Raw genomic sequence first — 24,162 nt, forward strand, 5'->3', positions numbered from 1 at the left:
TTACTCAGCACTCATCTCTCAGCACTCATCACTTTCTCTCTTCGGTGTTTGCTAATTTCTCGCTTTATCTATGCAGTTTTCAAGGTTCTGGCTGGTTTTCACCCAGCAGTCTAACTTTTGTTAGTTGCTGAACTTATATATCCATTATTTAACAAATCTAGTTAGTAAACCGAATAAGTAATACTTTGAAAGCTTTCACCAATCTCGACCGACCTAGGTTAGACCTTCTCAGTCTCTATTCACAACTTTCATTGTTTTCGTTACTTGAGTGGTTTAGGTCTCCCTAAAAAGGAGGTGATCCAGCCACACCTTCCGGTACGGCTACCTTGTTACGACTTCACCCCAGTCACCAGTCCTACCTTAGGCATCCCCCTCTCCGAAAAGTTGAGGTAATGACTTCGGGCGTGACCAGCTTCCATGGTGTGACGGGCGGTGTGTACAAGGCCCGGGAACGAATTCACTGCAGTATGCTGACCTGCAATTACTAGCGATTCCTCCTTCACGAAGGCGAGTTGCAGCCTTCGATCTGAACTGAGCTACGGTTTCTGAGATTTGCATCACATCGCTGTGTAGCTGCCCTTTGTCCGTAGCATTGTAGTACGTGTGTAGCCCAAGACGTAAGGGGCATGCTGACTTGACGTCATCCCCACCTTCCTCCGGTTTGTCACCGGCAGTCTCTCTAGAGTGCCCAACTTAATGCTGGCAACTAAAAACGAGGGTTGCGCTCGTTGCGGGACTTAACCCAACATCTCACGACACGAGCTGACGACAGCCATGCACCACCTGTGTTCGCGCTCCCTAAGGCACTCTCCCCTTTCAAGGAAATTCGCGACATGTCAAGTCTTGGTAAGGTTCTTCGCGTTGCATCGAATTAAACCACATACTCCACCGCTTGTGCGGGCCCCCGTCAATTCCTTTGAGTTTCACACTTGCGTGCGTACTCCCCAGGCGGGATACTTAACGCGTTAGCTCCGGCACGGCTCGGGTCGATACAAGCCACGCCTAGTATCCATCGTTTACGGCTAGGACTACTGGGGTATCTAATCCCATTCGCTCCCCTAGCTTTCGTCCCTCAGTGTCAGTACAGGCCTAGCAGAACGCTTTCGCCACCGGTGTTCTTCCTGATCTCTACGCATTTCACCGCTACACCAGGAATTCCTTCTGCCCCGAACGTACTCTAGCTCTGTAGTTTCCACTGCCTTTACAAGGTTGAGCCTTGCTCTTTGACAGCAGACTTACAGTGCCACCTGCGGACCCTTTACGCCCAATCATTCCGGATAACGCTTGCATCCTCCGTATTACCGCGGCTGCTGGCACGGAGTTAGCCGATGCTTATTCCTCAGGTACCGTCACTTTCTTCTTCCCTGAGAAAAGAGGTTTACAACCCAAGAGCCTTCCTCCCTCACGCGGTATTGCTCCGTCAGGCTTTCGCCCATTGCGGAAAATTCCCCACTGCTGCCTCCCGTAGGAGTCTGGGCCGTGTCTCAGTCCCAGTGTGGCTGATCATCCTCTCAGACCAGCTACTGATCGTCGCCTTGGTGGTCTCTTACACCCCCAACTAGCTAATCAGACGCGAGCTCATCCTCAGGCGGCAAGCCTTTCACCTCTCGGCACATCCGGTATTAGCCACCGTTTCCAGTGGTTGTCCCCGACCTGAATGTAGATTCTCACGCGTTACTCACCCGTCCGCCACTAGAATCCTAAGATTCCCGTTCGACTTGCATGTGTTAAGCATACCGCCAGCGTTCATCCTGAGCCAGGATCAAACTCTCCATTTTGTTGATTTTTGAGTTTGTCATCTGAAAAACTAGTTTTCAGATTCCTTGCTATAATTTCTTAAATTTTTGGGAAGTCCCAAAACCAATCTTTCTTGACGAGGTTGGTTATTTTTTAGCTTTCAAAGTATTCTTTTTTCTCGGTTCGGTTGTCTCGGCTCTTCCGCCTTCGACACTTATCTAGAATAGCGAGAATTTTTAGGTTCGTCAAGGGTTAAATCAATTTTTTTTTGAAATTGCCGATCGCAATTTCTCAGCAGAAGCTGTAAGTCCTGATATAGAAGGCTTTACACCTTATAAAATTATCTGGTTTTGTTGAATTTATTTGTGAATCAGCAGGTCTTGCAATCTTGCTACCATCTCAGCACGGGCTGAAACCCCTAGTTTGCGGAACATTCTTTTTAAAGCTTGTTTGACTGAGTTTTGGGTAATCCAAAGTCGTTGAGCGATTTCAGCGTTGGTTAACCCTTGGGCTACTAGTTCAGCAATTTGTAATTCCCGTGGGGTTAAGGGGTTGGGTAATGGAGAGGGGAAGCTTTTCGGGGTAGTTCGCAGGGTAGCGAGTTTGGCGGACAAATGAATACAGAGTGCGCTGAGGTCAGCTAAGTCATTGGCGTTAAAGGGTGGATTTCCTTTGTCGCGGGTAAAGTTGAGTGTTCCTACCAGATGCCCATCACAAACAATTGGCCCAGTCATGACGTGTCCGTGGTCGTGGCGGGGACAGACATCTTTCCAGTCTTCTGGGGTTAATAGTAATTGTTCATGGGTGGGAGCATGACGTTCAACTACATAGCGTCCGATGGGATTACTTTCTAAACAGACTGAGGGAATGGTTTGTGCATCGGTATCAGATGTTGATTTACTATCTATAAGATGGATACCCCAACGTTGCACACCAAAATATGCACCAATTTTATCCATGAGCGTCTGTTTTAATTCTTGCTCATTACGGATATTGGCGATCGCATGAAATACATCGTGGAGCGAAATAGGCATAAGTGTACCCAGTTGGGGTCTATGCGAGACTCAACAATTACTTCTATGCTAATACCAGCAAAAGTAAAAAGCGACTATAACTAATTACGCTAGGAGAAGCACATATGACCGTTACACAAATCTCTGCTCAGGAACTTTTCCGGGCTGCTTATGACAACCGCTACACTTGGGATAAAGATTTTCCTGGGTATACAGCAGATATCACCTTTAAGGATGGCGATAAAGTTATTACTGGTCAAGTCATTGTCAACGCTGAACTCAAAGCAGAAGTTTTGGGCGTAGATGACGAGTCAGCGAAAAAAGCTATTCACGGACAAGCATGGGAAATCGCTATTCACCGTGTGCGCCGCACCTTTGAACAAACCCACGGTGCAAACACATTTCGTTATGGGGACACTGACGAAAATGGGGCTGTGGCAATTTTAATGGGCGGTAAAGCTGAAGGCGATCGCTATAAAATCCACAATAATATAGTTACTCTCGTTCACCGCCAGATTCACGGCGTTGTTGTAACTATTAATACCTTTAGTGTTCATGAGACTGGGGAAGGTTATTTACCCCACACCTATGACTCTGTTTATCATGAACCCCAAACTGGGGAACAAAGAGGCGGAGTCAGCAACTTTGTAGATGAGTATGAAAAGGTTGGAAATTATTCTATTCTCAATCGTCGTGAGATTCGCACAGAAACAGCAGGTAAAATTTCTATTCAAGAATTTGTCTTCTCTAATATTCAGTTATTAGAGCCTGTTGCGGCTTAAGCTGAGTTTTTCAGACATTAACATCCACAGTTATATAAATAGAGGGGATACCTGATTTTGGTGTTCCCTTTATTTATAAGGGTAGGTTGAAAACCCCTGAGAAACAGCAACGTAGTGGCGTGTTTTATGCTTCTCCCAAGGGGAGACAGTGCGCAAATGGCTACTTATCAATTAACTTTGCAACGTTTTTGAGGATATTCATCGGAGCTTGATGTTTAAGAATCTGCATTTCTGACTTATTTTTAACTAGTAACGCACCAGCGAATCCTAATGAGTTCACAGAAATAGATTGGAAATGTTCTTGCGATCGCGGTACGATTAACATCCATTCTCTGGTTGCTAGCAAGTTATAAGCACCTGATTGTCTATCTCCATCAATTGCGCCTAAATTTACAGCTTGGAGTAAGTTGTGATAAATTTCTAACGTAGCTTTAGCCCCTGATAATGGCGACTCTACCCAAGTAGGATTTAACTTAGCAAAAGCGTGTACAAATGGCAGTCCGGGAATAGTTGCGATGGTATCTTGAAATTTGGCTGATGCTAAAAGCGGTTCAATTGGTGTCTTTGTTCCTGAATTTGTTAGAGGTAGTGGTACAAGTTGCAAATGTTTGTGTCGTTGACTTGCACCTGCATTTTTACCAGCGTTGTAGAATACTAAACCATCAATTCCGTCTAGACAAGCCCACATAGCTGTAAAGTCTGCTAGGGTGAGCAAGCTTTCTTGCTGTTCAAAGGCACGGGTAATAATTAATAAGTGATAATCAACAACGTTGAATTTATTTAAAATACATACATGAGTATCAGAAATATCTGTTACGAATAAATCTTCTTCGTAGGGTAGAAAGGGATTAAACTCCACACCAGGAGATTTTTTTTTTGCAGTATCTTTACGGGCAAGATTAGATAAAATTCGCACCAAGAATTTAATACCATCCTGCTCGATAAATTCAAACTCCGTAGGAATAGATAACAACGCACCACATTCTAAAGCATGGCTAGTCTGTTTTTTTACACTTTCCCATAACGTGCTGGGTTGAATTAATAATTTTTCGTCAGGCATGGTCAAATGTGTTTACAGTATCGCCACTGACAAGATTTTAAAGTAAAACATGGCAAACCATGACACAAGTGCTAAGTATTTCGGCCTTTTCCATAACTTCGCTAGACGTAACCTGATAGTAAATGAAGGCAATCCATAATTGTAATCTGGATCAGGTAACTCCAGGTAGGCTGCTGCGATACTATTTTTATAATGTAAATCACATCACATAAACTTATGGAGCTAGACTCTTTACCAACTGAGGTGATTCTGACTCATCCGCGTCGTTCTCTCGGTAAAGTCCAACTAGACTGGACACCCCAACCTGGAAACTATCTCGACTTAGAAGGTAAAACCTACGCGGTTTTAGAACGCCGCCATAGATATCAACTAAAATCAGGACGTTATCGCTTGTATAATATCGCCCTCTATGTGCAATCTGCTCAAAGACCAACAGAAAAAACTCTCATAGCAGGGCGTTGGGTAGTTGGGGATGCTACCTGTAGATATAATGCCAATTCAGAAATTATTCGCTGTGCCGTAAATCCTGATGGGCCTTGCGAATCTTGCCGTTTTTATGAACAATGAGTGCTGAGGGTATATCCTAACCACCATTACCTAACACTTCCCCTACAGTTAACCGTGTACCATTCACGAAATCCCATCCTGATTGGGGACGTTTTCCAGCTAGTTGCACTTCTCGCAACAGCAGCAGACCTTCACCAGTTTGGGCGACTGCGCCAATTCCTTTGGCGATGCTTACTATTTCCCCTGGACTACCTGATCCCGATATATTCGCTAAATCAGGCAATTTTTGAAATACTTTTTGCATTTCTGGTGGTAGTATCTCTCTGTAAGCAACGTCAAGGGGAAGGGTAGCTGTAATCTTCAGAGTTTGGTCACGGAAGGTTGCTGTGCAATTGGGGTAAAATCCTCTGATTTGGTTATGCAGTTGCATCGCAGTCTTTGACCAATCTAAGGTGTAATCTTCTTTTTGAATTAAAGAGGCGTAAGTCGCTGCGCTATCATCTTGCGGAATTGGTTGAATTTCTTGGCTTTTTAATTTAAGCAAGGTTTCTATTAATAAATCACCACCAATTTCAGATAGCCTTTGGGCTATATTGTCAGCATTATCTAACAAGCCAATTGGTGTAGTCGCTTTCAGTAACATTGCACCAGTATCCATGCCTGCATCCATTAACATGGTTGTGATCCCAGTCTCTGCTTCACCGTTGTATAAACACCATTGAATAGGCGCAGCACCGCGATATTTGGGCAAAATTGAGCCATGCACATTCACACAGCCCAATTTTGGCATATCTAATATTTTCTGAGACAAAATTTGTCCATAGGCAACTACAACAAACACGTCTGCATCTAGTTGCTGGAGTTTTGTTAAAGTTTCAGTATTTTTTTTCACTCGTTGGGGTTGCCATACTGGGATGTTGTGATTTATCGCTACCACTTTTACGGGTGAAGGTGTCAGTTTATTGCCCCGTTCTCGGCGTTTATCTGGTTGGGTGACAACTGCCAAAACTTCCAATTCTGGGTGATGCAATAATTTTTCGAGCGTGGGAACAGCAAATTGGGGTGTCCCAAAAAATACAATTTTCATGAATTAGGCGATAGTCAATAGTTAATAGTCAATAGTTATAGCAATCCTAAAGCTTTGAGACTGCGCCGAGTAACTTCAATTCGAGCCGCAAGGTCATCATTATTGCGTATATCAATATTTGTGGCAAAGAAATATACATTATTGTTTTGTTCCAAATAGCCTACAAACCAGCCAATGCCAGGGCTGAGTCTAGCTGCCCAACCTGTCTTTCCTCGCAGTATATAGTTTGGGGTACGTTCGTAAATCATAATATCTTGAACTAAATCCAAAGTACGTTGTGAGAAGGGTAAATCTCGGCTGTGAAGACGTTGTAGAAACTCAATCTGTTGTTTGGGTGTAATTTGCAGTGGACCTTCTAACCAAAATCGGTCGATTTGCTCAGGTGTACCAATTTGACGGTTTCCATAGCCGGCTTGCTTGATGAATTTCTCCATCCGTTCATAACCAATTTTTCGAGCCAGCACTTGATAAAACCATACTGTTGAATTTCGGAATGCTTGGCGGATGTTGGTGTCTTGATTCCACGTTGGAAATTCGCGCTGAATGCCGTCCCAAGTCAAAATAGCCACGTCATTTGCAATCACCCCAGTTTCTAAGGCTACAAGAGAGTTAAAAATTTTGAAAGTCGAAGCGGGAAGGAAGGCTTGTGAGTTGCGAGTAGCGTTGTGTTGGTAAAACTTTTTGTTGTTGCGATCGTAAATGAGAATAGAACCTTTGATCCCCAGTTGATTAAATGAACGCTCAAGGCTAACACTCTCAGCAACTGTCGGAGTCTGAATTTTCTGGGAGTTAGCAGGCATACTGAGGAAACTGCTAATGGTTAAAAATATCACTAAGACACCAACAGTGATCATCATTGCTAGGGGCATTCGCCGATTTTGAGGCATAACTTATCTTCTCTACACAACTGATTTACCAACCAGTGATAATACAGCAAGAGTGTTTGTAGTTAGTTGTAGAAATCTAGTCTTAACATCGTGTTTGATAACAAAGCTGTCAAGAATCATGAATAACTGTATTGAGCATGACCAAATCAAAATTTTCTTGATACACTTATAATTGAATTTCTTAGCCAAATAAGTGGATGTTAACTGCATCCGTAGCTAATAAACTTCACAATTTGGCTACATCTACCAAATACCTCTGAGGAAATCTTCAACCTGTTTATCCGGCGAAAGGTGTAGTTACTTTGCTCTAAAGCATAGCACTATCGCTATTGTGAAAGCTCCAAGAATAATTTCCACCCTAGGGTAGTTGTTAATGGTGTTTTTAGAGTATTATATTTTGTGCTTCAGCTTTTTGTAATTTTGAAGTAACGCTTCACTCAAACCGTTATCGGGGTCTGTACTGTTGTCGCAAGTGTTCAACAGGATAGCCTTGTTTTGCTATATCTGTTTTTCCCTAACCCCAACAGTTTGGTTTATAGATGATCTACCTTTGGACTATTAATCTTTAGTCCAATACATATTCTAATTTTTCTTTGGGCAAAACATAGTTCTGGCTGTGTTTACTCCTAAGTGCCGCAAAAAAATTTGATTTTAGGCAGTAGCTTACTAGTTAATCTGCTTGTGTTTTTTATCGGCAATTTGTCAGGAAAATCCCTTAGTTTGAATAACAAAAAGTGAATTATGAAAATTGAGATAAGTAAACATCTCCAAATTTATAAAAATTCTGTCTTGATGTTCCCTAAACCCTCAAGTTTGTTGTTATACCTGTAATCAAGACCTGCTTTTTGTCAGATAGATATTGCTCCTCACCCAGCAACCGCCCCTCTGGAGAGTCCACCCATGCTTAAACCCCTCTTGCTGTCAGGATGGTTCCGCGTGCAACCATTTTTTAATTATTTTGTTGTTTTTATATTAATTGCTCCTTTGGTTGCGGCTTCAGGTCACTCAAGTTCAGCAAGGTCATCGAAAGCGATACCAAAAATTACGCCTGAAACTGGAGAGTCTGATGCTGTATCCCATGACAAAGCTACTCTCAGTGAATCGGAGTTAGCGGAAGTATTAACGGTAGACCCGATTAACTCCAGTACCAGAGAATTGGTAGTTATACCAAAGAGAATTGAGTCGCTATTACCAGAAGACAATAACTCTGAGTCTTTGTTAGCTAAAGAATATTCTCATTCAAGTATTGATAGTGCTGTTGTTGATCCCTTCGCGTCTGTGGAACTTGCGCCATCAGTCACGATGAAACGAACATCAAAAATTGCAGATATCTTGAGAGAAAAGTCTGATAATAACTTATTGGCAGCAGTTCAACCTCTACCAAGTCTACCAACGCTGCCAACATCTCAACCGGATGCTACTCAAGACGCACCTGTGATTCAGCCGCAACCTGAAGATACTTCAGAACTACCAGCCGATCCCATAGGTAGTCCTCATCCGATTCCCTGGAAATGGATTGTCAGCACTCAGGAAGCTATTGGTTCTAAAGGGATGACGGGAGTACGCCATTACCGTAGTGTCCCCGTAGTTTCTCCTGATGGTAAGTTTGCTGTTTATAGCAGAGTACAAATCGAAGTTAAACCCGAAATGTACAACACCAGAGTTAGTAGTGTTCTGTTTGTAGAAAACAGGGAAACCAAGAGATTAAGGGTGATGGCTTCTACAAGTACCTTACATGACCCGCTAGTAAAAAATCAGGCAGCATTAGCAGAGCAGGCTAGCAAAGATGGAAAAATAGGGGTATTAGTCCCTGTTAGTTGGTCTGAAAAAAGCGATCGCTTCTTAGCACGTAGGTTTGAAGGGGTATTCAACACAGGCGATTCTACAGATCAAGCAGTAATTTGGGATCGCCAGAAAAACCAAGCTAACACAGTTGCTCCGGCGCAGAATGAAGAGGATCATGAGAAAATTGCTGTGCTGTTAGGCTGGAGTAAAAACGAACCCGATCATGTCCTGTTCCGTGCTGGAGAAATGGGGGAAGAAAACTGGCCTTTGGTGAAAGTAGCTGTTGACGGTAAGACTGGATCTACTACAGATGCGGATCAGCCTGTGACGTTTGGTGACAAGCTGACAGAAATTTGGGCAGGGCCACAAGTTGCATCTCGTTAGAAGATAGTATTGAGTGCTGTTAGCGGTAGCGGGGCGTTTAGCCCGTGCTGAGTTCTGAGTTTTGATTCAAAAAGCATTTTTATCAGGTAGATATAAATGTATAAATTACATAATAATGGGATGAAAATCTATCTTTTCTAGCCTCTATTTCCAGGCTAGAAACTTATGTAATAAATTGTACAAAGATGTCATGAAACTCTGTCTGAACTCAGCAGGGTGTTCAAAGATCGGCTAACTCTAACATCACTCACTACTCATTACTCATTACTTTTTACTCAGCACTCAGCACTCATTACTCATCTAAGGCGTTTCACTCCTTTCCAATTCAGGTATAGCTTCTTTCACCCGCCGGATGGGTAAATTAGCAATTAACGCTGTGGTGCGTTGATTGCTTTCGAGGGCAAATTCTAGAGCATCTGTATCTAGTTCTACGTAGCGACAGACTATATCTAAAATTTCTTTTCTCATTTTTTCTAGGGTCTGAGGGTCTAAATCAGCGCGATCGTGGGCGATTACCAATTGCAGGCGGCGTTTGACTTGAGAGCGACTGGTATCAGAAGTGCGTGAAAATAGCTTATCTATTAATTCGAGGATCATTGCTTGTAGGTGTGCGGAGACTGGAGAATTAGTTAAACGATTTTAGTGCGTAACAACTTTCGCAAACGGCTGAATATGTTCTCTTGAGGTGCGTCAAGGTCGATAAATTCGACTGTTTCTCCTTCCAATCTCCGAGCAATGTTCTCAAAAGCTACAGCAGCTAGGGACGGTGTGTCCCCTAATACTAAAGGTTCGCCGCGATTGGTGGAGACAATCACACGCTCATCATCAGGGATAACTCCAATTAAGGGTATCGCCAGCAGTTCTTGGACATCTTGCACGGACATCATATCATTTGCTCTGACCATTGCAGGTCTGATGCGGTTGATGATCAGGTGAACGCGTTTAACACCTTGAGCTTCTAATAACCCTACTACTCGGTCAGCATCCCGCACGGCGGAAATTTCTGGGGTGGTGACAATGAGGGCTTCTTTGGCTGGGGCGATCGCATTTTTAAAGCCATTTTCAATCCCAGCCGGACTATCAATAATCACATATTGATACTTTTGCGCTAGCGCATTCACCAATAACTTCATCTGTTCCGGTGTGACAGCATCTTTGGTGCGGTTTTGCGCTGCTGGTAAAAGTACCAGGTTTGGTTGACGCTTATCTTTGACTAATGCTTGTTCTAAACGGCAATCTCTAGACAGAACTTCTACTGCTGTGTAGACAATGCGGTTTTCTAGTCCTAAAAGCAAATCCAAATTTCGTAGACCAAAATCCGCATCTACTAGGGCAACCTGACGACCCATTTTGGCTATAGCCATGCCCAGATTTGCCGAAACGGTAGTTTTACCCACACCTCCTTTACCGGAGGTAATGACAATAATACGAGTCATGATACAAGTTTGCTGGATGAGGGTTAAAGAATTATATTAAATGTATTTATGGTGCTTGATTGATCCTATTTAAAAGGTTTCTGGAAAAATCATTAGCTCTGACGATGCGAATTCCTCTAGAGGTGATGTGTGCTACTTCAGGGAAAAATTGCGTCGGTAATTTTTCTGGCGACCTAGCCACAGCATCAGCGATTCGCAGCTGGGTTGGTTCCATGTGCAGTGCCATAATTAGACACTCATTATTACCAGATGCACCAGCATGGGCAACACCCCGGAGACGACCCCAGACGATGATATCTCCATCTGCCAATACCATACCACCAGGATTGATATCTCCCAATAAAATTACTGTACCGGGATGACGAATTTCCATCCCAGAACGGATTGTCATTTCCAGGTATAAGGCATCGGCTTGGGGTTTAGCCGTTGCTTTCGGTTCTGAAGAGAGAATAGTTTCTGGCTGTAATTGTTCTACAGAATAACCTGATGTCACAGCCGCGATCGCAGTTTGTCGGCGACTAGTGGCTACAGATTTTAGTTGCAGTTGCACCTCACTAAAGGTTTCCGCGAGTTGTTGCAGTTGTCTCGTATCTAAAAGGCGATCATGTGCAATTAGATGTACGTATGTATTTAGTGTACGCAGGCGATCGCCTGCCATCAAGCGAAACTTTAATTGTTGCCAAATCTCAGACCAAGCAAATTCTGTGGCAGGTACTTGTAATTCTGTCGGTAAAATTACTAATAGTTTTCCTTCCTCAGTCTTGAAGTGGACTTGAATATCGTTTTTGACTTGATTATCGACGTAATCAGTACCATCGAGATCCAATAAATCCAAATCAAATTCGACATTTTCTGTTTTAACAGCACTTGAATCTACTTCACGAGGAGTAGGATTTTGCTGCTCATCCAAGCTTGTAACCTTGTGTTCCCCATCACCAGAGTCAGAATTTGACTTGAGATAGATAAGCACAGAATCTAGCTCGGCATCAGGAATAATCGAGTTAGATTCTTCCTGAAAATTGGCAGCATTTGTATTGTGAGCGGTACTCTTGGCAGTAAATTCTGCACTGCCTGATGCAGAATTTGGCTCTAAATTGGGGATAGCAGAATCAGAACTCATGCAGCTTCAGCCAAAATTAAACAAATACACCTGGTGAGAGGAATTCGTAATTCGTAATTCGTAATGAGAAAGTTAGCTTGCCTCTGAGTTTTCAGAGAAAGCATTTGTAGCTTTCTTTGAGATAGTTGGTATAACTACCAATATTAGACTAGTTGCAAAATACAGCAACGTTTTTGCTTAAGTATTTTTAGTTAATCTTTTGTAAACTGTCCCCAAAGCGTCAGCATTTCCTACATTACCGGGAAATAGAACTACTGGTAAGTTGGGGAAATGGGGATGATCGGTTGGGGTAATTACCATTGAACAGCCTGCTAAAATTTGACCTAGTAATCGGGCTGATGTTAACTCCAAGCCTGTACTCAAGACATCGTTAGAAGTAATCCCACCTTTGCTAATCAGGAAGCCGATATCAGAGGGTAAGCCTTGAACGATATCCATTAATAACTGGGAAACTTTTATCCCAAATTGTAAGCGGGTGGTGACATCAGCAAATGTGAGTTCCTGACGACTTGTATACACGACTGGGGTTTTACCTGCGTTGTGTACTTGATATATTGTATCGAGAATTTCACTGAGGAGTGTGGTAGCTGCGTCTGTTTGTTCATCCAGTAACCGCGATACATTGACTTCAATTCCTTCAGTCCCCGATACTTTTAATAACGATTCTAGCTGCTGTGTGGTCTTTTTGACATGAGAACCAACGATAACTGCTCCTGGTTTACCTTGGCGCACATACTCAGCCATGTTTTCGGCGGCGATGGGTTGGGGAGGTAAAGCTGCTAAAGCTGTTAAGATGCTGGCTGCACTGCGGAATAAAAAGCGTTTACCTTGACTGGCGGCAGCTAAAATATCTACAGCAAAGCGATTGAGATCCGCTTGGGTTTCCCCATCGACGACACCGCACTGATTACCTGTGAGTTTGAGTAAGCGTTCTAAGCTTCCAGTACGAATATCAGCTAGTAGAAATCTTTCTACTGCTGACTCTGGAATGCGTCCTTTGGTTTTTTCTTCCACATACTTCGGTAAGTAGCTGTGATGGTAGCCGAAAACCGAATCACGGGCAAATTCAGTTTCATGGACTGGCGTAGGTACACCATCAATAATTAGGTAATGCACACTATCGCGGGTGATGCGTCCTCCCTCAAAGAAAGCTGGGACAAGAAAATGTGCATCGAATGAACCTAGTTCGTCGGCGATCGCATCAGTTTCAATGGGATAATGTCCCCTCAAGGTGGAATCAGAACGACTCACTACAAGAAAATCAGTCACACCCTCAGCAGCTAAAGCCACCTTTAAGTTCTGACATACTTCCTTTGTTACCGATGTAGCTGACTCTGGAGGTAAGGAGCGAGTATTTGTCAGGACAAAGAAAATCGGCGAATCGTCCCGTAACCCTAGGCGTAAAGTCTCCACATCCCAACGCATTAGCAGCAAACAGCTATGGACTGTTTGAGAACCGGTAGGATCATCATCCAAGACGATTATTTTTGGTTTATTGCTCATGGATGTCAACGGGAAGATTGTAGTTTTCTGACTTATGCTTGTACATCCAAGGCAATCTGCAATGCTTGATTTAAAATTAGATTGTATTCACTAGCCTGAGTGCTAGTTTGTAAAGCTTGGATATTGGTGAGATTATTGACAGATAACTCTTGGTTGTTGGCAAGCAGTGTTTTATTATCCCGCAAAAGGCGATCGCTTTTTAACGCCCGAACTAAATCTTCTCGTAGGAGTTGTAGGGTTGTTTTATCACAGCCAAGAGATCAGTTATGCTCTAAACTGGCGATCGCTAGTGCGATACGGCAAATTTTATTTTTGACTGAAATTAAATGAGTGCAGAAATTATTTGTGTTGGGACTGAACTGCTACTGGGAGATATCGTCAACGGAAATGCTCAATATCTAGCTAAACAACTAGCTCAATTAGGCATTCCTCATTACTATCAAACAGTAGTGGGAGATAACCCAGAACGCATCAAGCAAGTTATTGAAATTGCTATTTCCAGAGCTAATATTTTAATTTTCACTGGTGGATTAGGCCCTACACCAGATGACCTTACCTGTGAAACCATCGCTGATTTTTTTGGTGTTCCCTTGGTAGAACGGCCAGAAATTATTGAAGATATTAGTCAAAAATTTGCTCAACGCGGTCGGGTAATGACCCCCAGCAATCGCAAACAAGCTTTGATTCCCCAAGGTGCAGATATTTTACCTAATCCGAGTGGTACAGCACCGGGTATTATCTGGCAACCCCGTCCTGGAATGATAATTTTTACCTTTCCTGGTGTTCCTAGGGAAATGCACCGGATGTGGGAAGAAACATCTGTACCCTTTCTGAAAAGTCAAGGGTGGGGTCAAGAAATTATTTACAGCCGGAGTTTGAAGTTTTGGGGAATTGGGGAATCCACGTTAGCAGAGAAAGTCAGTGCTTATTTAAATATGCCTAACCCTACAGTAGCCCCCTATGCCGGTAAGGGAGAAGTAAGGCTACGCGTTTCTGCAAAGGCTACTTCACAAGCAGCAGCCGAGGCTTTGATTTTACCCATTGAAAAACAAATCAAAGAAATCGCTGGCTTAGATTTTTATGGTGTCAATGATGACACTTTAGCTTCTGTAGTTGGTCAGTTATTGCGGACATCAGGAGAAACTTTATCGGTGGCGGAATCCTGTACTGGTGGTAGTGTAGGGCAAATGTTGACAGAGATTGCAGGTAGTTCTGATTACTTTTGGGGTGGTGTAATTTCTTACGATAACTCAGTGAAAGTAGGGTTATTAGGAGTTAATCCAGATGATTTAGCCAAATTTGGGGCAGTCAGTGATATTGTGGCGGAACAAATGGCCATAGGTGTCAAAACGCGCCTTGCGACAACTTGGGGGTTAAGTATTACTGGAATTGCTGGCCCCACCGGAGGAACGGATACTAAGCCAGTGGGTTTGGTATATATCGGGTTAGCAGGGCCAAACGATGAAGTGACAAGTTTTAAATATCAGTTTGGCACAATGCGGGATGGGGTAGGCGATCGCTCTTTCATTCGTCATTTGAGTGCGTGTACAGCCCTAGATTTATTACGACGACAGATATTAAAGCAGGTTTGACAACAAGAGATATGAAAGTATCTCAAGCCTGAAATTTCTGATATCTTTTATTCCAAAAGAGGTAAATTATTTGGGTCGATACCTTGCGATCGCAAATAAGCCATTAGTCGTTCTTTTTGCTGGCGTTCCTGTTCAGCGCGTTGGCGTTCCTGTTCAATCTGTTCCACAGCCCAAGGTAACAAATTTCCATCTTTATCCCACCAGCGTAACCAATAACCAGTCCGCCCTTCTTTCGTTCCTTGCCATGTTCCTAAATATAAACCCACTTCCTGCACCCAATGACGACCATTTTCATCGGGTAGCTTTAGTTCATACCGATTATTTTCCCGTTGATGATATTCTAATAATCCCCCATCTGGTTCAAAAATTATGTAGATGGGAACTTGCAATATCTGTTCGTAAAAAAACCATCTTCCTGGCGGGTAAGTGCGCTTAACTGAATATTCTCCCCCATCATTATCCGAGAGAAATTCCATCACAATTAACGGAATTTCACCTTCTAAAATTGGTGTATAACTTTTGCGATCGCTGATAACTTCTTTAACTGAAGGTACATAAACCCAATCTGGTGCTTTAATAACAAGTTCTCCATTGACGGTCGCACACAGTCCGAAATTGGAAGCTATCAACATTTGTGGTTGGATGAAACCACTGATTTCTAAACTTTCGCGCAAAGCACCAGCCAATATTGGCTGACCTGTATTCTCCACTGGTTCATCCTCTAGTTTAAAGTCTTTGGGTAAGGCTTCCCAGGTGATTATTAATTCAGTTTGAGGTTTGGTTGCGCTGAGTTCGGTTGCCATAATTAATTTATGATTCAAAATTAAGAAACCGATTTACGACAGTTATTCTAGTTTTGAGGATGAGCTAGAAAATATTCTATATCTTACCATTAGTGTTGAAATTTTCTATAATTATGGATTCTGAAGATGATGAAGCAACTATTCTAAGATTAATATCAACTATTATTTTATTGTTATCAAAACTTATATTGGCTTTTTTGACTAATAAATCTACTGGTGAATCATCGCTTAGTTGAAACTGATTAGATACCTGACTTTTATATCCTGCTTCTTCCAGCCATTCATTAATATTTCGCCAATTTTCCATCTTTTCATCAGATTTATGGTTTCATTTTATCCTGGACAGAAAGCTAATGAACTTGCCAAAGGAGTGCAAGAGCGATATGAACGTGCTGTTGAATGGTTAAAAATAGAAGAAGCGGCTACAAATAAACTAGCAGAGGAGTATGGTCAACTCCAATTAAAAGTCATAAAAGATACAATTAAGCGATTTGTTGACTTCGTAGAACGTACTGGTAGGAAGGCATCCGAAAGTGAGAAGAAGCTTTTAGAGGGTCTGGACTTTTCAGTTCAGCAGATACAAGAATATAAAGCTGCTGCTGTAGCAGCAGAACAGTATTTCATGGCAGGTGCTAAAGCAGCTGGAGCAGCAGCAGCAGGTTATGGTAGTGCAATAGGTGTTGCTACCTCAATAGGAGTAGCAAGCACTGGAACAGCTATCTCAAGTCTTAGTGGAGCAGCAGCTACAAATGCAATGTTGGCATGGTTTGGTGGTGGAGCAGTTGCAGCTGGTGGCGGTGGTATGGCTGTTGGGGTATGGGTGTTAGGTGGGATCACGGCTGTTCCGGCTTTGGCAATTGGCGGCTTTTTTGCAGCTCGTGAAGGTGAGAAAGCTATGACAAAGGCGCGGGAGTATGAAGCCAAAGTAAACAAAGCGATCGCTGAAATTAATGTTGCTAAAGAATATTCAAAACAAGTAAAACAGCGTATTACTGAGTTAAAAGGTGTGTTTGAGTCTTTAAATACTATTGGTATTGACGGACTGAACGAACTTGAATCTAAACCTTTTGATTCCAAGAAAGATGCTGAAAAGTTTCAACAGGTAGGACTTCTCATGAAGGGACTTGTAGAAATTTTGAAAACTCCAGTCTTGAATAGTGAAGGTAAGCTTAACCTTGGTACTGTAAGCATCCTAGAAAAATACCGTACTCTTCCAGGTAAATAAACATGACAGCCAAGAAAGTTGCTGTAGAGGTATTGGTTGCAGGTAAAGACGCTTCTGAATGCTTGAATAATTTAGTTGAAGCATACACCACGTACAAAATAGTTGCAGAAGAAGAGAAAACTAAAAGGCGCGGTATCCAGGCTTGGGAAAAAACAACAATTGCTCAAATTAAAGCAAAGCGTGATGTTCTCATACAGTATCTCAAATACTCATTTGATGAGCGTGCTGATAATTTTAGATTTCTATTTGAGAAAGTGGATCAGGCGATAGAGAATGGTGACAACAATCAGTTAAGCTTGTACCTAAATTCGATCACGGAAATCGCCAAATCAAGCCCTTTTAAAGATTTAGCGGATTTGACATCAGTTATATCTGCTCTTGATGATCCTGATCATGAATGGACGTTTTAATTGCAAAGTTAATGAAGGCGATCCTCCCCACTAACTGAGGCGATCGCTCTTTCATTCTTTGGATTGATTGCGGTGACAGTTGTTGACGAACTTACACAATTAACAATTAAGCAAAGTCAATCTCTGGCTGAAGAAACAATTTAGCTTCTGCTAGCCGTCGCCGCTTTAACCCTTCCTCAACTGAACTCCTAGGGTTTCTGTACAACATTAATGCAGTTTCTATCTCATCCCATAGCTGATTTTGTAAGACTCTTGTAATTGTCTGGAAATTCTTAGCACCAAAGAAATTAGCACCTAAATTATAGGCAAAGCTTAATATAGCTCCCTTTTGGTATGCGTTCAAATCTTGCCATCCAGGTATTTTTTCTAAAGGTGGTAGATAATCACGTTCTAACTGCAAGATTAATAGTTCTTCGGCTTCTTGCTGCGTAATTTCTTCCCCCAGTTTCCACTCACTACCATCTTTTTTGCGCGTAGAACCCCAGCCAATAGTATATGGTTTACCTTTAGTCAGAGGATCTGGATAGGCTTGTAATTTACATCCTTCAAATTCTTTAATGATAGCCACACCTGGAAGTGGTAATTTCCCTGAATTACCCCCATACCAACTTTTTTCTAACTCTGCTAGTTTTTGAATTAACTTATTTACAGCATTCTGAGTGTCTGTTCCCACTACCCCATCAGGTTTAAGACCTTGCTGTTGTTGAAATTGCTTAACAGATGCTTCAGTCTTGTCACCAAAATTACCATCTATTTTACCTGGATCTAATTTAAGCTTAGTTAATATTTCTTGTATTTGCTTGACTTGTGAACCTTGTGACCCTTTCCTGAGAGTCTCAGTGATACTCATAATTTGCCTGATTATTTTGATTAGTAGTTGATTTAATTACTAGTCAAATGTTATTTCCGGTTATACGCAATTGCTCTGTAACAAATAGTAAAGTTAACTTGTCTGTAAGAAACATTTTGTACTCATTCAATCATCGCTAACCTCATTTTTAGCGATCGCCAGGCCGTAATCCAGGAAAATTATACTCAGGAACAGGTGTGCTGAGGTCGTTACCTCGTAATTTGGTAAACTCTAAAAATGCTGGTGTGACTTGAGCGCAAACAACGTGCATCCCTGTATCATAAGCACCTGTAGAACAAAATCCATCACGTTAAATTGCTCTCGTGCAGATTCTGCACTACTAAGCTTTGCCATCTTGGAAAATCATCACGCAGAAGACATAATTATTTGTCAGTGATGATTGTCATCATGATATCCCTGACCTAACAGCAGCAATCAATCCCGATGGTTCTCTGAAACCTTTATCTTTAGCACTCAGATTCATTCGCCAACCCATTGCAGCTACTCACCTAATTCGAGGTTCTCTACAAGGGTTAAAAGCGTTAGAACAATTGACAAAATCGCTGTTTTCTGAACCTAGGCTATCAGCCACCCGATGAAAAAAACCACTCCCTTGTCCTCTTCTCTCCCCTTCTCCTTCCGCCTGTTGTAAATTTGCGGAATAACCTGCCACTATATAAAACAGAGCTTAAAATTCAGCAAAAAAAAGGCTAAAAAACGCTGTGCAGATCACATTTTTGGGGACAAGTTCCGGTGTACCTACAAGATCACGTAATGTTTCTAGTGTTGCCCTGAGATTACCGCAAAGGGCAGAACTATGGTTATTTGACTGTGGTGAAGGTACTCAGCACCAACTGCTGCGGAGTGAACTAAAAAGTAGTCAACTATCCCGAATTTTTGTCACTCATATGCACGGCGACCACATTTTTGGCTTGATGGGACTTCTCGCTAGTTGTGGTTTAGCTGGTAATGTGCAAAGAGTCGATATTTATGGACCACCTGGATTAAGTGACTATATCCAAGCTGCTTCACGTTACTCCCATACACATTTTTCTTACCCAATTAAAGTCCATGCTGTTCGTCCAGGTGTAGTCTATGAAGACGAAGAATTTACTGTTAGTTGTGGTATTTTGCATCACCGCATCACAGCTTTCGGCTATCGCGTAGCGGAAAAAGACCGCACTGGACGCTTTGATGTGGAGAAAGCTGAAGCCTTGCAAATTCCTCCTGGTAGGATTTATGGTCAACTCAAGCGGGGTGAAACTGTTACTCTCGCTGATGGACGAGTCATCAAGGGGACTGAATTATGTGGCCCTACAGAATTGGGGCGTAAGTTTGCCTATTGTACAGACACAATTTATTGTGATGGTGCAGTGGAATTAGCTCAGGATGCTGATGTGTTAATCCATGAGGCTACCTTTGCTCACCAAGATGCAGAGATGGCTTTTCAGAGGTTGCACTCGACAACTACAATGGCAGCACAAACGGCTTTAGCTGCGGGAGCGCGTAAACTGATTATGACCCATTTCAGCCCCCGCTACGCTCCTGGTAATGTTTTAGATTTAAGAGATTTACTTAAAGAAGCCCGTGCTATTTTTCCAAGTACAGATATGGCTTATGATTTCATGACTTATGATATCCCCAGACGGCGGGAAGCAGTAAATAATTAAAGGTTTGTAGTAAGGACTAAAGTCCTTACTACGAACTCGAAAACAATAACTTTATATTAGTTATATTTATTCCCACAGACTCATTTAGTAGTCTCAAATACCATTAGTTGCAAAATACAACCGGAAAGTAGCAGGTGATTTTATCTAAGCTTCAATTTTGATCTGCTAAATTATCTATAAATTTGTCAATATTTCATTTATTTTATACAAAAAATCACCCAATAACTAGAGGTAAATTATACATTTACTTTTGGCTAATTTCTATTTACATCTGCATATTATATACAAAGTATATTTATTCACTCACTATTTTTTTTATAACTATCCCTATATTTAGAAGTGATTATTTTTTCAATCGCCAAAATTATACGAAACAACTATTAGTTAAGACTTTCAAGGTCTTTATTTATTTTCTATTCAGCTTTTTTGGTAATTTTAACAACATCCAATTTAAATTTTACAGTCACATTTTAGCTTCGTTTTGTGGCTTAATACCAATTACCTTACTAGTTTTAGATTGTACTAAAAATATTAATGAATACAAGTATTTCTATAAATATCCATTTTAGACATATTTAAAGAATACTTGGGTCTATTAAATAAGGATAGAGTAAAAAAAACTGGCGACGGTTGACATAATTAAGAAAATTATTTTAGGCTCTATATTCTCTATATCAATTAGTAATACATTTGTGTTTTTTAAATTCACATATTACTAAGAGATATATTAGTGTTCACGTATACATAAAAAAACTTGCTTGGCAAAAGGCTCATCGTCTTCTAAATGCACTGTTAAAATATTTGAGGAATTTACTAGTGTCTAAAATCAGTCTAAATCAAGATGAATTTGTTACTAACTCGTCACAAAGCCAAGTAAGATTTAGACATATATCTAAAATCTTACTACGTCGGCGATTTATAGTATTGGGAGTTTCTTGTATTGTCATGTCAGTTACTAGCCTGTTGGCTATGATGACTAAACCGACTTACAAAAGCCATATGCAAATCTTAGTAAGTTCTAATATATATGAAAGTATTGATTTAACTAATATTTCTAACAGTACAGACAATAAAGTCACTGGTGTCAAACCCCAATTATTTGATTACTATACTGCTCAGAAAAATTTAATGCTCAGTTCTAAGTTAATTGAAAAAGCAGTAAATAAACTACGCTCAGACTATCCAAATATTACTTTGGCAGATATTAAAAGTAAATCAAATAAGGGACAAAAATTACATCTAGAAGTCACTCAATTAGCCAAAAAAACAGGTGGGAGTAATTTAGTTAGTCCAGTTTTTGAAGTTTCATTCCAGCATAATGATCCGGTGAAAACGCAAAAAGTTTTATTGGCTTTACAAGGAGTTTATCAGGACTACAATATTGAGCAACGACAAGAACGTTTAAATAAAGGATTGGCTTTTGTTAACACTCGCCTACCACTACTGCAAAAACAGGTGAGAGAAGCAGAAATTAAACTAGAAAATTTTCGTAAGAAGCACAATTTATTAGATCCTCAATCACAAAAACAAGTCCTGCTCAACTCTCTAGCTGATACCCAAAAACAGCTACAAACTACTCGTACTGAGTTGCAAAATGTACGCGATCGCCAGCAAATTTTAGAACAGAATATTGCTAGTTCAACTCAACAGGCACTCATTCCCTCAAGTTTGAATGAATCAATTCGCTACCAAACAATTTTGAGTGAGGTGCAAAAAACTGAACAATTATTAGCCCAGGAGCAATTACGCTACACAGATAATTCTCCTATCATTGAAAGTCTGAAACAGCAACGCCAGAATCAATTAAAACTCTTACAACAAGAAACAAAGCAACTAACAAGAGATACTAAAAAAACAGCCTTATTAGCACAAGAGCAACTAGTAGAAGAAATAAGCCAGTTAGAAACAACTGCCCAAGGGTTAATAGCTAACGAAAAGAGATTAGTTGCATCAGAACAGCGAATTATTACAGATTTAAAAAAATACCCCAGTTTAACAGCAGAATATCAACGTCTACTTTCAGAAGTTGCAACTCACCGCCAAAGGTTAGAGCAAATGCTACAAACACAACAGTCTGTAGGATTACAAATTACCCAGGCGGGTTTTGATTGGCAAGTGTTAGAAGAACCTACCTTGGCAACATATAACAGTTATGACAAACTATTACTTGTTTTTGGGGGTATGGTTATCGGGCCAGTTTTGGGTGTTGTCATTGCGCTAATTTGGGGGATACGTCATCGTGTAATTCATTCAGCGCAGGATTTACAGAGAGTAAGCAACCTGAGACTACTGGGTTCAGTACCAAAACTCGCATCCAATGCGATGGAAAAGCGGCTTCCGAGTCTGGCTTGGAACTGGCGACGCAACACAGCACCTTCTTTGGTAGAAACTGACTCTTGGCTACCTTGTCACGAAACCTTAGATATGGTGTACCAAAATACGCAAATTTTGAAGTACCCCTTTCCCTTTAATTCTGTGATGGTAACTTCTGCATTACCAGGGGAAGGACGTACAACTTTGGCGTTGGGATTAGCTGCAAGTGCAGCTCATATGCACCAACGGGTACTACTAATTGATGCTAACCTGCGATCGCCTAAACTTCACAAAATTCTCCAACTATCTAACGATTGGGGACTATCTTTATTACTAGTTGACGAAACCAGTAGCAATATACAAGACTACATCCAGCCTATTCATCCCTCTATCGATATTTTGACCGCCGGTCCAGCATCAGAAGACCCAGTAAAATTGCTCAGTTCTCAGCGCATGAAAGAACTCATCGAGTTATTTGAGCAAAGTTATGACCTAGTATTGATAGATGCTCCAGCCATTTTAGATACAGTTGATGCTCGCATCGTCGCCTCCTTCTGCAATGGAATTATGATGGTGGGGCGTATTGGTTGGGTAACTCAAACTGAAATCACTCAAGCTGTAGAAATTTTAAATCGATTAAATTTAGTTGGTATCATCGCCAATGAAGCGAGTAATTAAGGTGACAGGTGATAGGTGATAGGTGACAGGTAACAAGCAGGGGGAGCAGGGGAGAAACATACAATGCTCATTCCCCATACAATATATTTAACTTACCAAAACCTTGTCTCCTACTTCTGGTTGAGGGCGTAGCTCATTCGCACAAGTACGACCTTGTTCAATATCTGTAATATTCCCCAAAGTAGTGTCTGCAATATTACTTAGGGCTTCCTCTGTGAAAAATGCTTGGTGTCCGGTAATGAGTACGTTGGGAAATGTCGTCAACCTTTGGAAAACATCATCCTGAATGATTTCGCTAGACAAATCCTCAAAAAATAATTCCGATTCCTGTTCATAGACATCCACACCGAGAGAGCCTATCTTACCTGTCTTCAGCCCTTCAACAACAGCTTGGGTGTTAATCAGTCCACCTCGGCTAGTATTAATTAACATTACACCAGGTTTCATTTGTGCGATCGCCTCAGCGTTGATGAGGTGATGTGTTTCTGGTGTTAAGGGACAGTGTAAAGAAATAATATCGGCTTTGGCAAATAATTCCGGCAATTCTACATACTTGCCACCTAATGCTGCTAATTCAGGATTCTGATACACATCATAAGCAAGTAGGTGACAACCAAAGCCTTTCATAATCCGTCCTAAAATCAGACCGATTTTACCAGTACCAATCAGCCCTACAGTCCGTCCATTTAAGTTAAATCCCAACAGTCCATCTAGGGAAAAATTACCGTCTCGAACACGGTTATAGGCACGGTGAATTTTCCGATTCAGGCTCAAAATCAAACCTACAGCGTGTTCTGCTACACCATAGGGTGAATAGGCAGGAACGCGCACTACAGTAATTCCTAACCTGGCGGCGGCTTCTAAGTCTACATGATTAAAACCTGCACAACGGAGAGCAATTAAGCGAGTTCCTCTTAAAGCCAGAAGTTCTAAAGTATGTGCATCAAGTTGGTCATGGACAAATACACAAACCGCCGAAAATCCGGCAGCTAGGATAGCTGTATCTTGGTCAAGACGTGGTTCAAAAAACACCAAATCGTGTTTTTTGGGGAAGTTTGCAGCTTCTAAAAACTGCCGGTCATAGGCTTTTGTACTGAAGACTGCTACTTTCATGCAAAACCTCAAATTATATGGTGCTTGTTGTCCCATACATAATAGCTTGTAGTTTAGAGTAGCAATCACGCCTATGATACTCACCAGCTATAGGTTTTACTATGCTTCGAGTTAATATCATAATTACAGCAAAAATTAATCCTTTTAAGTAAGTCGGTGAGAAAAATCCAATCTATATTATTTAAGGACTACAGTCCTGACTACGAA

General features: G+C 41.4%; 20 protein-coding genes, 1 rRNA gene and 3 pseudogenes. 9 read left to right on the forward strand and 15 right to left on the reverse strand.

Annotation, left to right across the window (positions count from 1 at the left end; genetic code table 11):
- Positions 1 to 287 precede the first annotated feature (287 nt).
- Both L6494_RS05500 and L6494_RS05505 read right to left on the reverse strand, forming a co-directional pair.
- Positions 288 to 1,778: ribosomal RNA gene (locus L6494_RS05500) — 16S ribosomal RNA — on the reverse strand.
- A gap of 318 nt (positions 1,779 to 2,096) precedes the next feature.
- Positions 2,097 to 2,771: a LuxR C-terminal-related transcriptional regulator gene (locus L6494_RS05505; protein WP_237992070.1), complete on the reverse strand. Its 675-nt coding sequence runs from the start codon at positions 2,769 to 2,771 to the stop codon at positions 2,097 to 2,099.
- A 104-nt stretch (positions 2,772 to 2,875) separates the two neighbouring features.
- Between L6494_RS05505 and L6494_RS05510 the strand changes: the two genes are divergently transcribed.
- Positions 2,876 to 3,532 (forward strand): DUF3386 domain-containing protein, encoded by a 657-nt coding sequence (locus L6494_RS05510; protein WP_237992087.1) that lies wholly within the window; start codon positions 2,876 to 2,878, stop codon positions 3,530 to 3,532.
- A gap of 160 nt (positions 3,533 to 3,692) precedes the next feature.
- Here the strand turns inward: L6494_RS05510 and L6494_RS05515 are convergent, their stop codons facing one another.
- A complete protein-coding gene (locus L6494_RS05515; protein WP_237992090.1) occupies positions 3,693 to 4,592 on the reverse strand; it encodes an ATP adenylyltransferase family protein in 900 nt (299 codons plus the stop codon).
- 216 nt (positions 4,593 to 4,808) lie between these two features.
- On the opposite strand from L6494_RS05515, the gene L6494_RS05520 reads away from it, so the two are divergent.
- A complete protein-coding gene (locus tag L6494_RS05520) occupies positions 4,809 to 5,159 on the forward strand; it encodes a DUF6464 family protein (RefSeq protein WP_237992093.1) in 351 nt (116 codons plus the stop codon).
- Between the two features lie 16 nt (positions 5,160 to 5,175).
- Here the strand turns inward: L6494_RS05520 and fmt are convergent, their stop codons facing one another.
- Positions 5,176 to 6,186, reverse strand: a complete 1,011-nt coding sequence (gene fmt, locus L6494_RS05525) for a methionyl-tRNA formyltransferase (protein WP_237992096.1) — start codon at positions 6,184 to 6,186, stop codon at positions 5,176 to 5,178.
- A 35-nt stretch (positions 6,187 to 6,221) separates the two neighbouring features.
- Positions 6,222 to 7,073 carry a class D beta-lactamase gene (blaOXA, locus tag L6494_RS05530; RefSeq protein ID WP_237992098.1) on the reverse strand — a complete coding sequence of 284 codons (852 nt, stop codon included), beginning with the start codon at positions 7,071 to 7,073 and terminating at the stop codon, positions 6,222 to 6,224.
- 900 nt (positions 7,074 to 7,973) lie between these two features.
- Here blaOXA and L6494_RS05535 point away from each other — a divergent pair.
- Positions 7,974 to 9,242, forward strand: a complete 1,269-nt coding sequence (locus L6494_RS05535; RefSeq protein WP_237992100.1) for a hypothetical protein — start codon at positions 7,974 to 7,976, stop codon at positions 9,240 to 9,242.
- A gap of 300 nt (positions 9,243 to 9,542) precedes the next feature.
- Here L6494_RS05535 and minE read toward each other — a convergent pair whose 3' ends face one another.
- The 5 genes and pseudogenes from minE to L6494_RS05560 all read right to left on the reverse strand — a co-directional run.
- Positions 9,543 to 9,839, reverse strand: coding sequence for a cell division topological specificity factor MinE (gene minE, locus L6494_RS05540; RefSeq protein ID WP_237992103.1), 297 nt, complete (start codon positions 9,837 to 9,839; stop codon positions 9,543 to 9,545).
- Between the two features lie 32 nt (positions 9,840 to 9,871).
- Complete coding sequence (gene minD, locus L6494_RS05545) at positions 9,872 to 10,678, reverse strand: septum site-determining protein MinD (protein ID WP_237992105.1); 807 nt, start codon at positions 10,676 to 10,678, stop codon at positions 9,872 to 9,874.
- Between the two features lie 46 nt (positions 10,679 to 10,724).
- Positions 10,725 to 11,798 carry a septum site-determining protein MinC gene (gene minC, locus L6494_RS05550; protein ID WP_237992107.1) on the reverse strand — a complete coding sequence of 358 codons (1,074 nt, stop codon included), beginning with the start codon at positions 11,796 to 11,798 and terminating at the stop codon, positions 10,725 to 10,727.
- Between the two features lie 177 nt (positions 11,799 to 11,975).
- On the reverse strand, positions 11,976 to 13,301 hold the full coding sequence (locus tag L6494_RS05555) for a four-carbon acid sugar kinase family protein (RefSeq protein WP_237992110.1): 1,326 nt from the start codon (positions 13,299 to 13,301) through the stop codon (positions 11,976 to 11,978).
- A 32-nt stretch (positions 13,302 to 13,333) separates the two neighbouring features.
- A pseudogene (locus L6494_RS05560) lies at positions 13,334 to 13,537 on the reverse strand (hypothetical protein); the annotation flags it as partial.
- 90 nt (positions 13,538 to 13,627) lie between these two features.
- Here L6494_RS05560 and L6494_RS05565 point away from each other — a divergent pair.
- The gene (locus tag L6494_RS05565; protein ID WP_237992112.1) at positions 13,628 to 14,893 is read left to right on the forward strand and encodes a competence/damage-inducible protein A; all 1,266 of its coding nucleotides are present in this window, start codon (positions 13,628 to 13,630) and stop codon (positions 14,891 to 14,893) included.
- 47 nt (positions 14,894 to 14,940) lie between these two features.
- Here L6494_RS05565 and L6494_RS05570 read toward each other — a convergent pair whose 3' ends face one another.
- Together L6494_RS05570 and L6494_RS05575 are read right to left on the reverse strand one after the other, a co-directional pair.
- Positions 14,941 to 15,696: a Uma2 family endonuclease gene (locus L6494_RS05570; RefSeq protein ID WP_237992114.1), complete on the reverse strand. Its 756-nt coding sequence runs from the start codon at positions 15,694 to 15,696 to the stop codon at positions 14,941 to 14,943.
- Between the two features lie 76 nt (positions 15,697 to 15,772).
- On the reverse strand, positions 15,773 to 16,003 hold the full coding sequence (locus tag L6494_RS05575; protein WP_237992116.1) for a hypothetical protein: 231 nt from the start codon (positions 16,001 to 16,003) through the stop codon (positions 15,773 to 15,775).
- 15 nt (positions 16,004 to 16,018) lie between these two features.
- Here L6494_RS05575 and L6494_RS05580 point away from each other — a divergent pair, with 15 nt between their 5' ends.
- Together L6494_RS05580 and L6494_RS05585 are read left to right on the forward strand one after the other, a co-directional pair.
- Positions 16,019 to 16,921: a hypothetical protein gene (locus L6494_RS05580; RefSeq protein ID WP_237992118.1), complete on the forward strand. Its 903-nt coding sequence runs from the start codon at positions 16,019 to 16,021 to the stop codon at positions 16,919 to 16,921.
- A 2-nt stretch (positions 16,922 to 16,923) separates the two neighbouring features.
- Positions 16,924 to 17,331 carry a hypothetical protein gene (locus L6494_RS05585; protein ID WP_237992120.1) on the forward strand — a complete coding sequence of 136 codons (408 nt, stop codon included), beginning with the start codon at positions 16,924 to 16,926 and terminating at the stop codon, positions 17,329 to 17,331.
- Between the two features lie 106 nt (positions 17,332 to 17,437).
- Here the strand turns inward: L6494_RS05585 and L6494_RS05590 are convergent, their stop codons facing one another.
- Both L6494_RS05590 and L6494_RS05595 read right to left on the reverse strand, forming a co-directional pair.
- On the reverse strand, positions 17,438 to 18,181 hold the full coding sequence (locus tag L6494_RS05590) for a glycoside hydrolase family protein (RefSeq protein WP_237992129.1): 744 nt from the start codon (positions 18,179 to 18,181) through the stop codon (positions 17,438 to 17,440).
- 151 nt (positions 18,182 to 18,332) lie between these two features.
- Positions 18,333 to 18,491: pseudogene (locus L6494_RS05595) on the reverse strand (DUF2237 family protein); the annotation flags it as partial.
- Positions 18,492 to 18,570: 79 nt separating this feature from the next.
- On the opposite strand from L6494_RS05595, the pseudogene L6494_RS05600 reads away from it, so the two are divergent.
- The 3 genes and pseudogenes from L6494_RS05600 to L6494_RS05610 form a co-directional block, all read left to right on the forward strand.
- Positions 18,571 to 18,780 (forward strand): annotated as a pseudogene (locus L6494_RS05600) (phosphorylase); the annotation flags it as partial.
- A gap of 123 nt (positions 18,781 to 18,903) precedes the next feature.
- Entirely contained in the window at positions 18,904 to 19,851 is a 948-nt protein-coding gene (locus tag L6494_RS05605) for a ribonuclease Z (protein WP_237992131.1), read from the forward strand.
- 816 nt (positions 19,852 to 20,667) lie between these two features.
- Positions 20,668 to 22,842 (forward strand): GumC family protein, encoded by a 2,175-nt coding sequence (locus L6494_RS05610; RefSeq protein WP_237992133.1) that lies wholly within the window; start codon positions 20,668 to 20,670, stop codon positions 22,840 to 22,842.
- Between the two features lie 87 nt (positions 22,843 to 22,929).
- Here the strand turns inward: L6494_RS05610 and L6494_RS05615 are convergent, their stop codons facing one another.
- The gene (locus L6494_RS05615) at positions 22,930 to 23,955 is read right to left on the reverse strand and encodes a 2-hydroxyacid dehydrogenase (protein ID WP_237992135.1); all 1,026 of its coding nucleotides are present in this window, start codon (positions 23,953 to 23,955) and stop codon (positions 22,930 to 22,932) included.
- Positions 23,956 to 24,162 lie beyond the last annotated feature (207 nt).

This window comes from Nostoc sp. UHCC 0870 (assembly GCF_022063185.1).
In the GTDB taxonomy this organism is placed as follows: Bacteria; Cyanobacteriota; Cyanobacteriia; order Cyanobacteriales; family Nostocaceae; genus Trichormus.

Excerpts from the sequence above, each read along its gene's own strand:
- minD (WP_237992105.1), bottom strand. The coding sequence starts at position 10,678 with ATGACTCGTATTATTGTCATTACCTCCGGTAAAGGAGGTGTGGGTAAA.
- fmt (WP_237992096.1), bottom strand. The coding sequence starts at position 6,186 with ATGAAAATTGTATTTTTTGGGACACCCCAATTTGCTGTTCCCACGCTC.
- L6494_RS05555 (WP_237992110.1), bottom strand. The coding sequence starts at position 13,301 with ATGAGCAATAAACCAAAAATAATCGTCTTGGATGATGATCCTACCGGT.
- L6494_RS05510 (WP_237992087.1), top strand. The coding sequence starts at position 2,876 with ATGACCGTTACACAAATCTCTGCTCAGGAACTTTTCCGGGCTGCTTAT.
- L6494_RS05580 (WP_237992118.1), top strand. The coding sequence starts at position 16,019 with ATGGTTTCATTTTATCCTGGACAGAAAGCTAATGAACTTGCCAAAGGA.
- L6494_RS05520 (WP_237992093.1), top strand. The coding sequence starts at position 4,809 with ATGGAGCTAGACTCTTTACCAACTGAGGTGATTCTGACTCATCCGCGT.
- minE (WP_237992103.1), bottom strand. The coding sequence starts at position 9,839 with ATGATCCTCGAATTAATAGATAAGCTATTTTCACGCACTTCTGATACC.
- L6494_RS05505 (WP_237992070.1), bottom strand. The coding sequence starts at position 2,771 with ATGCCTATTTCGCTCCACGATGTATTTCATGCGATCGCCAATATCCGT.
- L6494_RS05570 (WP_237992114.1), bottom strand. The coding sequence starts at position 15,696 with ATGGCAACCGAACTCAGCGCAACCAAACCTCAAACTGAATTAATAATC.
- L6494_RS05590 (WP_237992129.1), bottom strand. The coding sequence starts at position 18,181 with ATGAGTATCACTGAGACTCTCAGGAAAGGGTCACAAGGTTCACAAGTC.
- L6494_RS05515 (WP_237992090.1), bottom strand. The coding sequence starts at position 4,592 with ATGCCTGACGAAAAATTATTAATTCAACCCAGCACGTTATGGGAAAGT.
- blaOXA (WP_237992098.1), bottom strand. The coding sequence starts at position 7,073 with ATGCCTCAAAATCGGCGAATGCCCCTAGCAATGATGATCACTGTTGGT.
- L6494_RS05615 (WP_237992135.1), bottom strand. The coding sequence starts at position 23,955 with ATGAAAGTAGCAGTCTTCAGTACAAAAGCCTATGACCGGCAGTTTTTA.
- L6494_RS05575 (WP_237992116.1), bottom strand. The coding sequence starts at position 16,003 with ATGGAAAATTGGCGAAATATTAATGAATGGCTGGAAGAAGCAGGATAT.
- L6494_RS05585 (WP_237992120.1), top strand. The coding sequence starts at position 16,924 with ATGACAGCCAAGAAAGTTGCTGTAGAGGTATTGGTTGCAGGTAAAGAC.
- L6494_RS05565 (WP_237992112.1), top strand. The coding sequence starts at position 13,628 with ATGAGTGCAGAAATTATTTGTGTTGGGACTGAACTGCTACTGGGAGAT.
- minC (WP_237992107.1), bottom strand. The coding sequence starts at position 11,798 with ATGAGTTCTGATTCTGCTATCCCCAATTTAGAGCCAAATTCTGCATCA.
- L6494_RS05535 (WP_237992100.1), top strand. The coding sequence starts at position 7,974 with ATGCTTAAACCCCTCTTGCTGTCAGGATGGTTCCGCGTGCAACCATTT.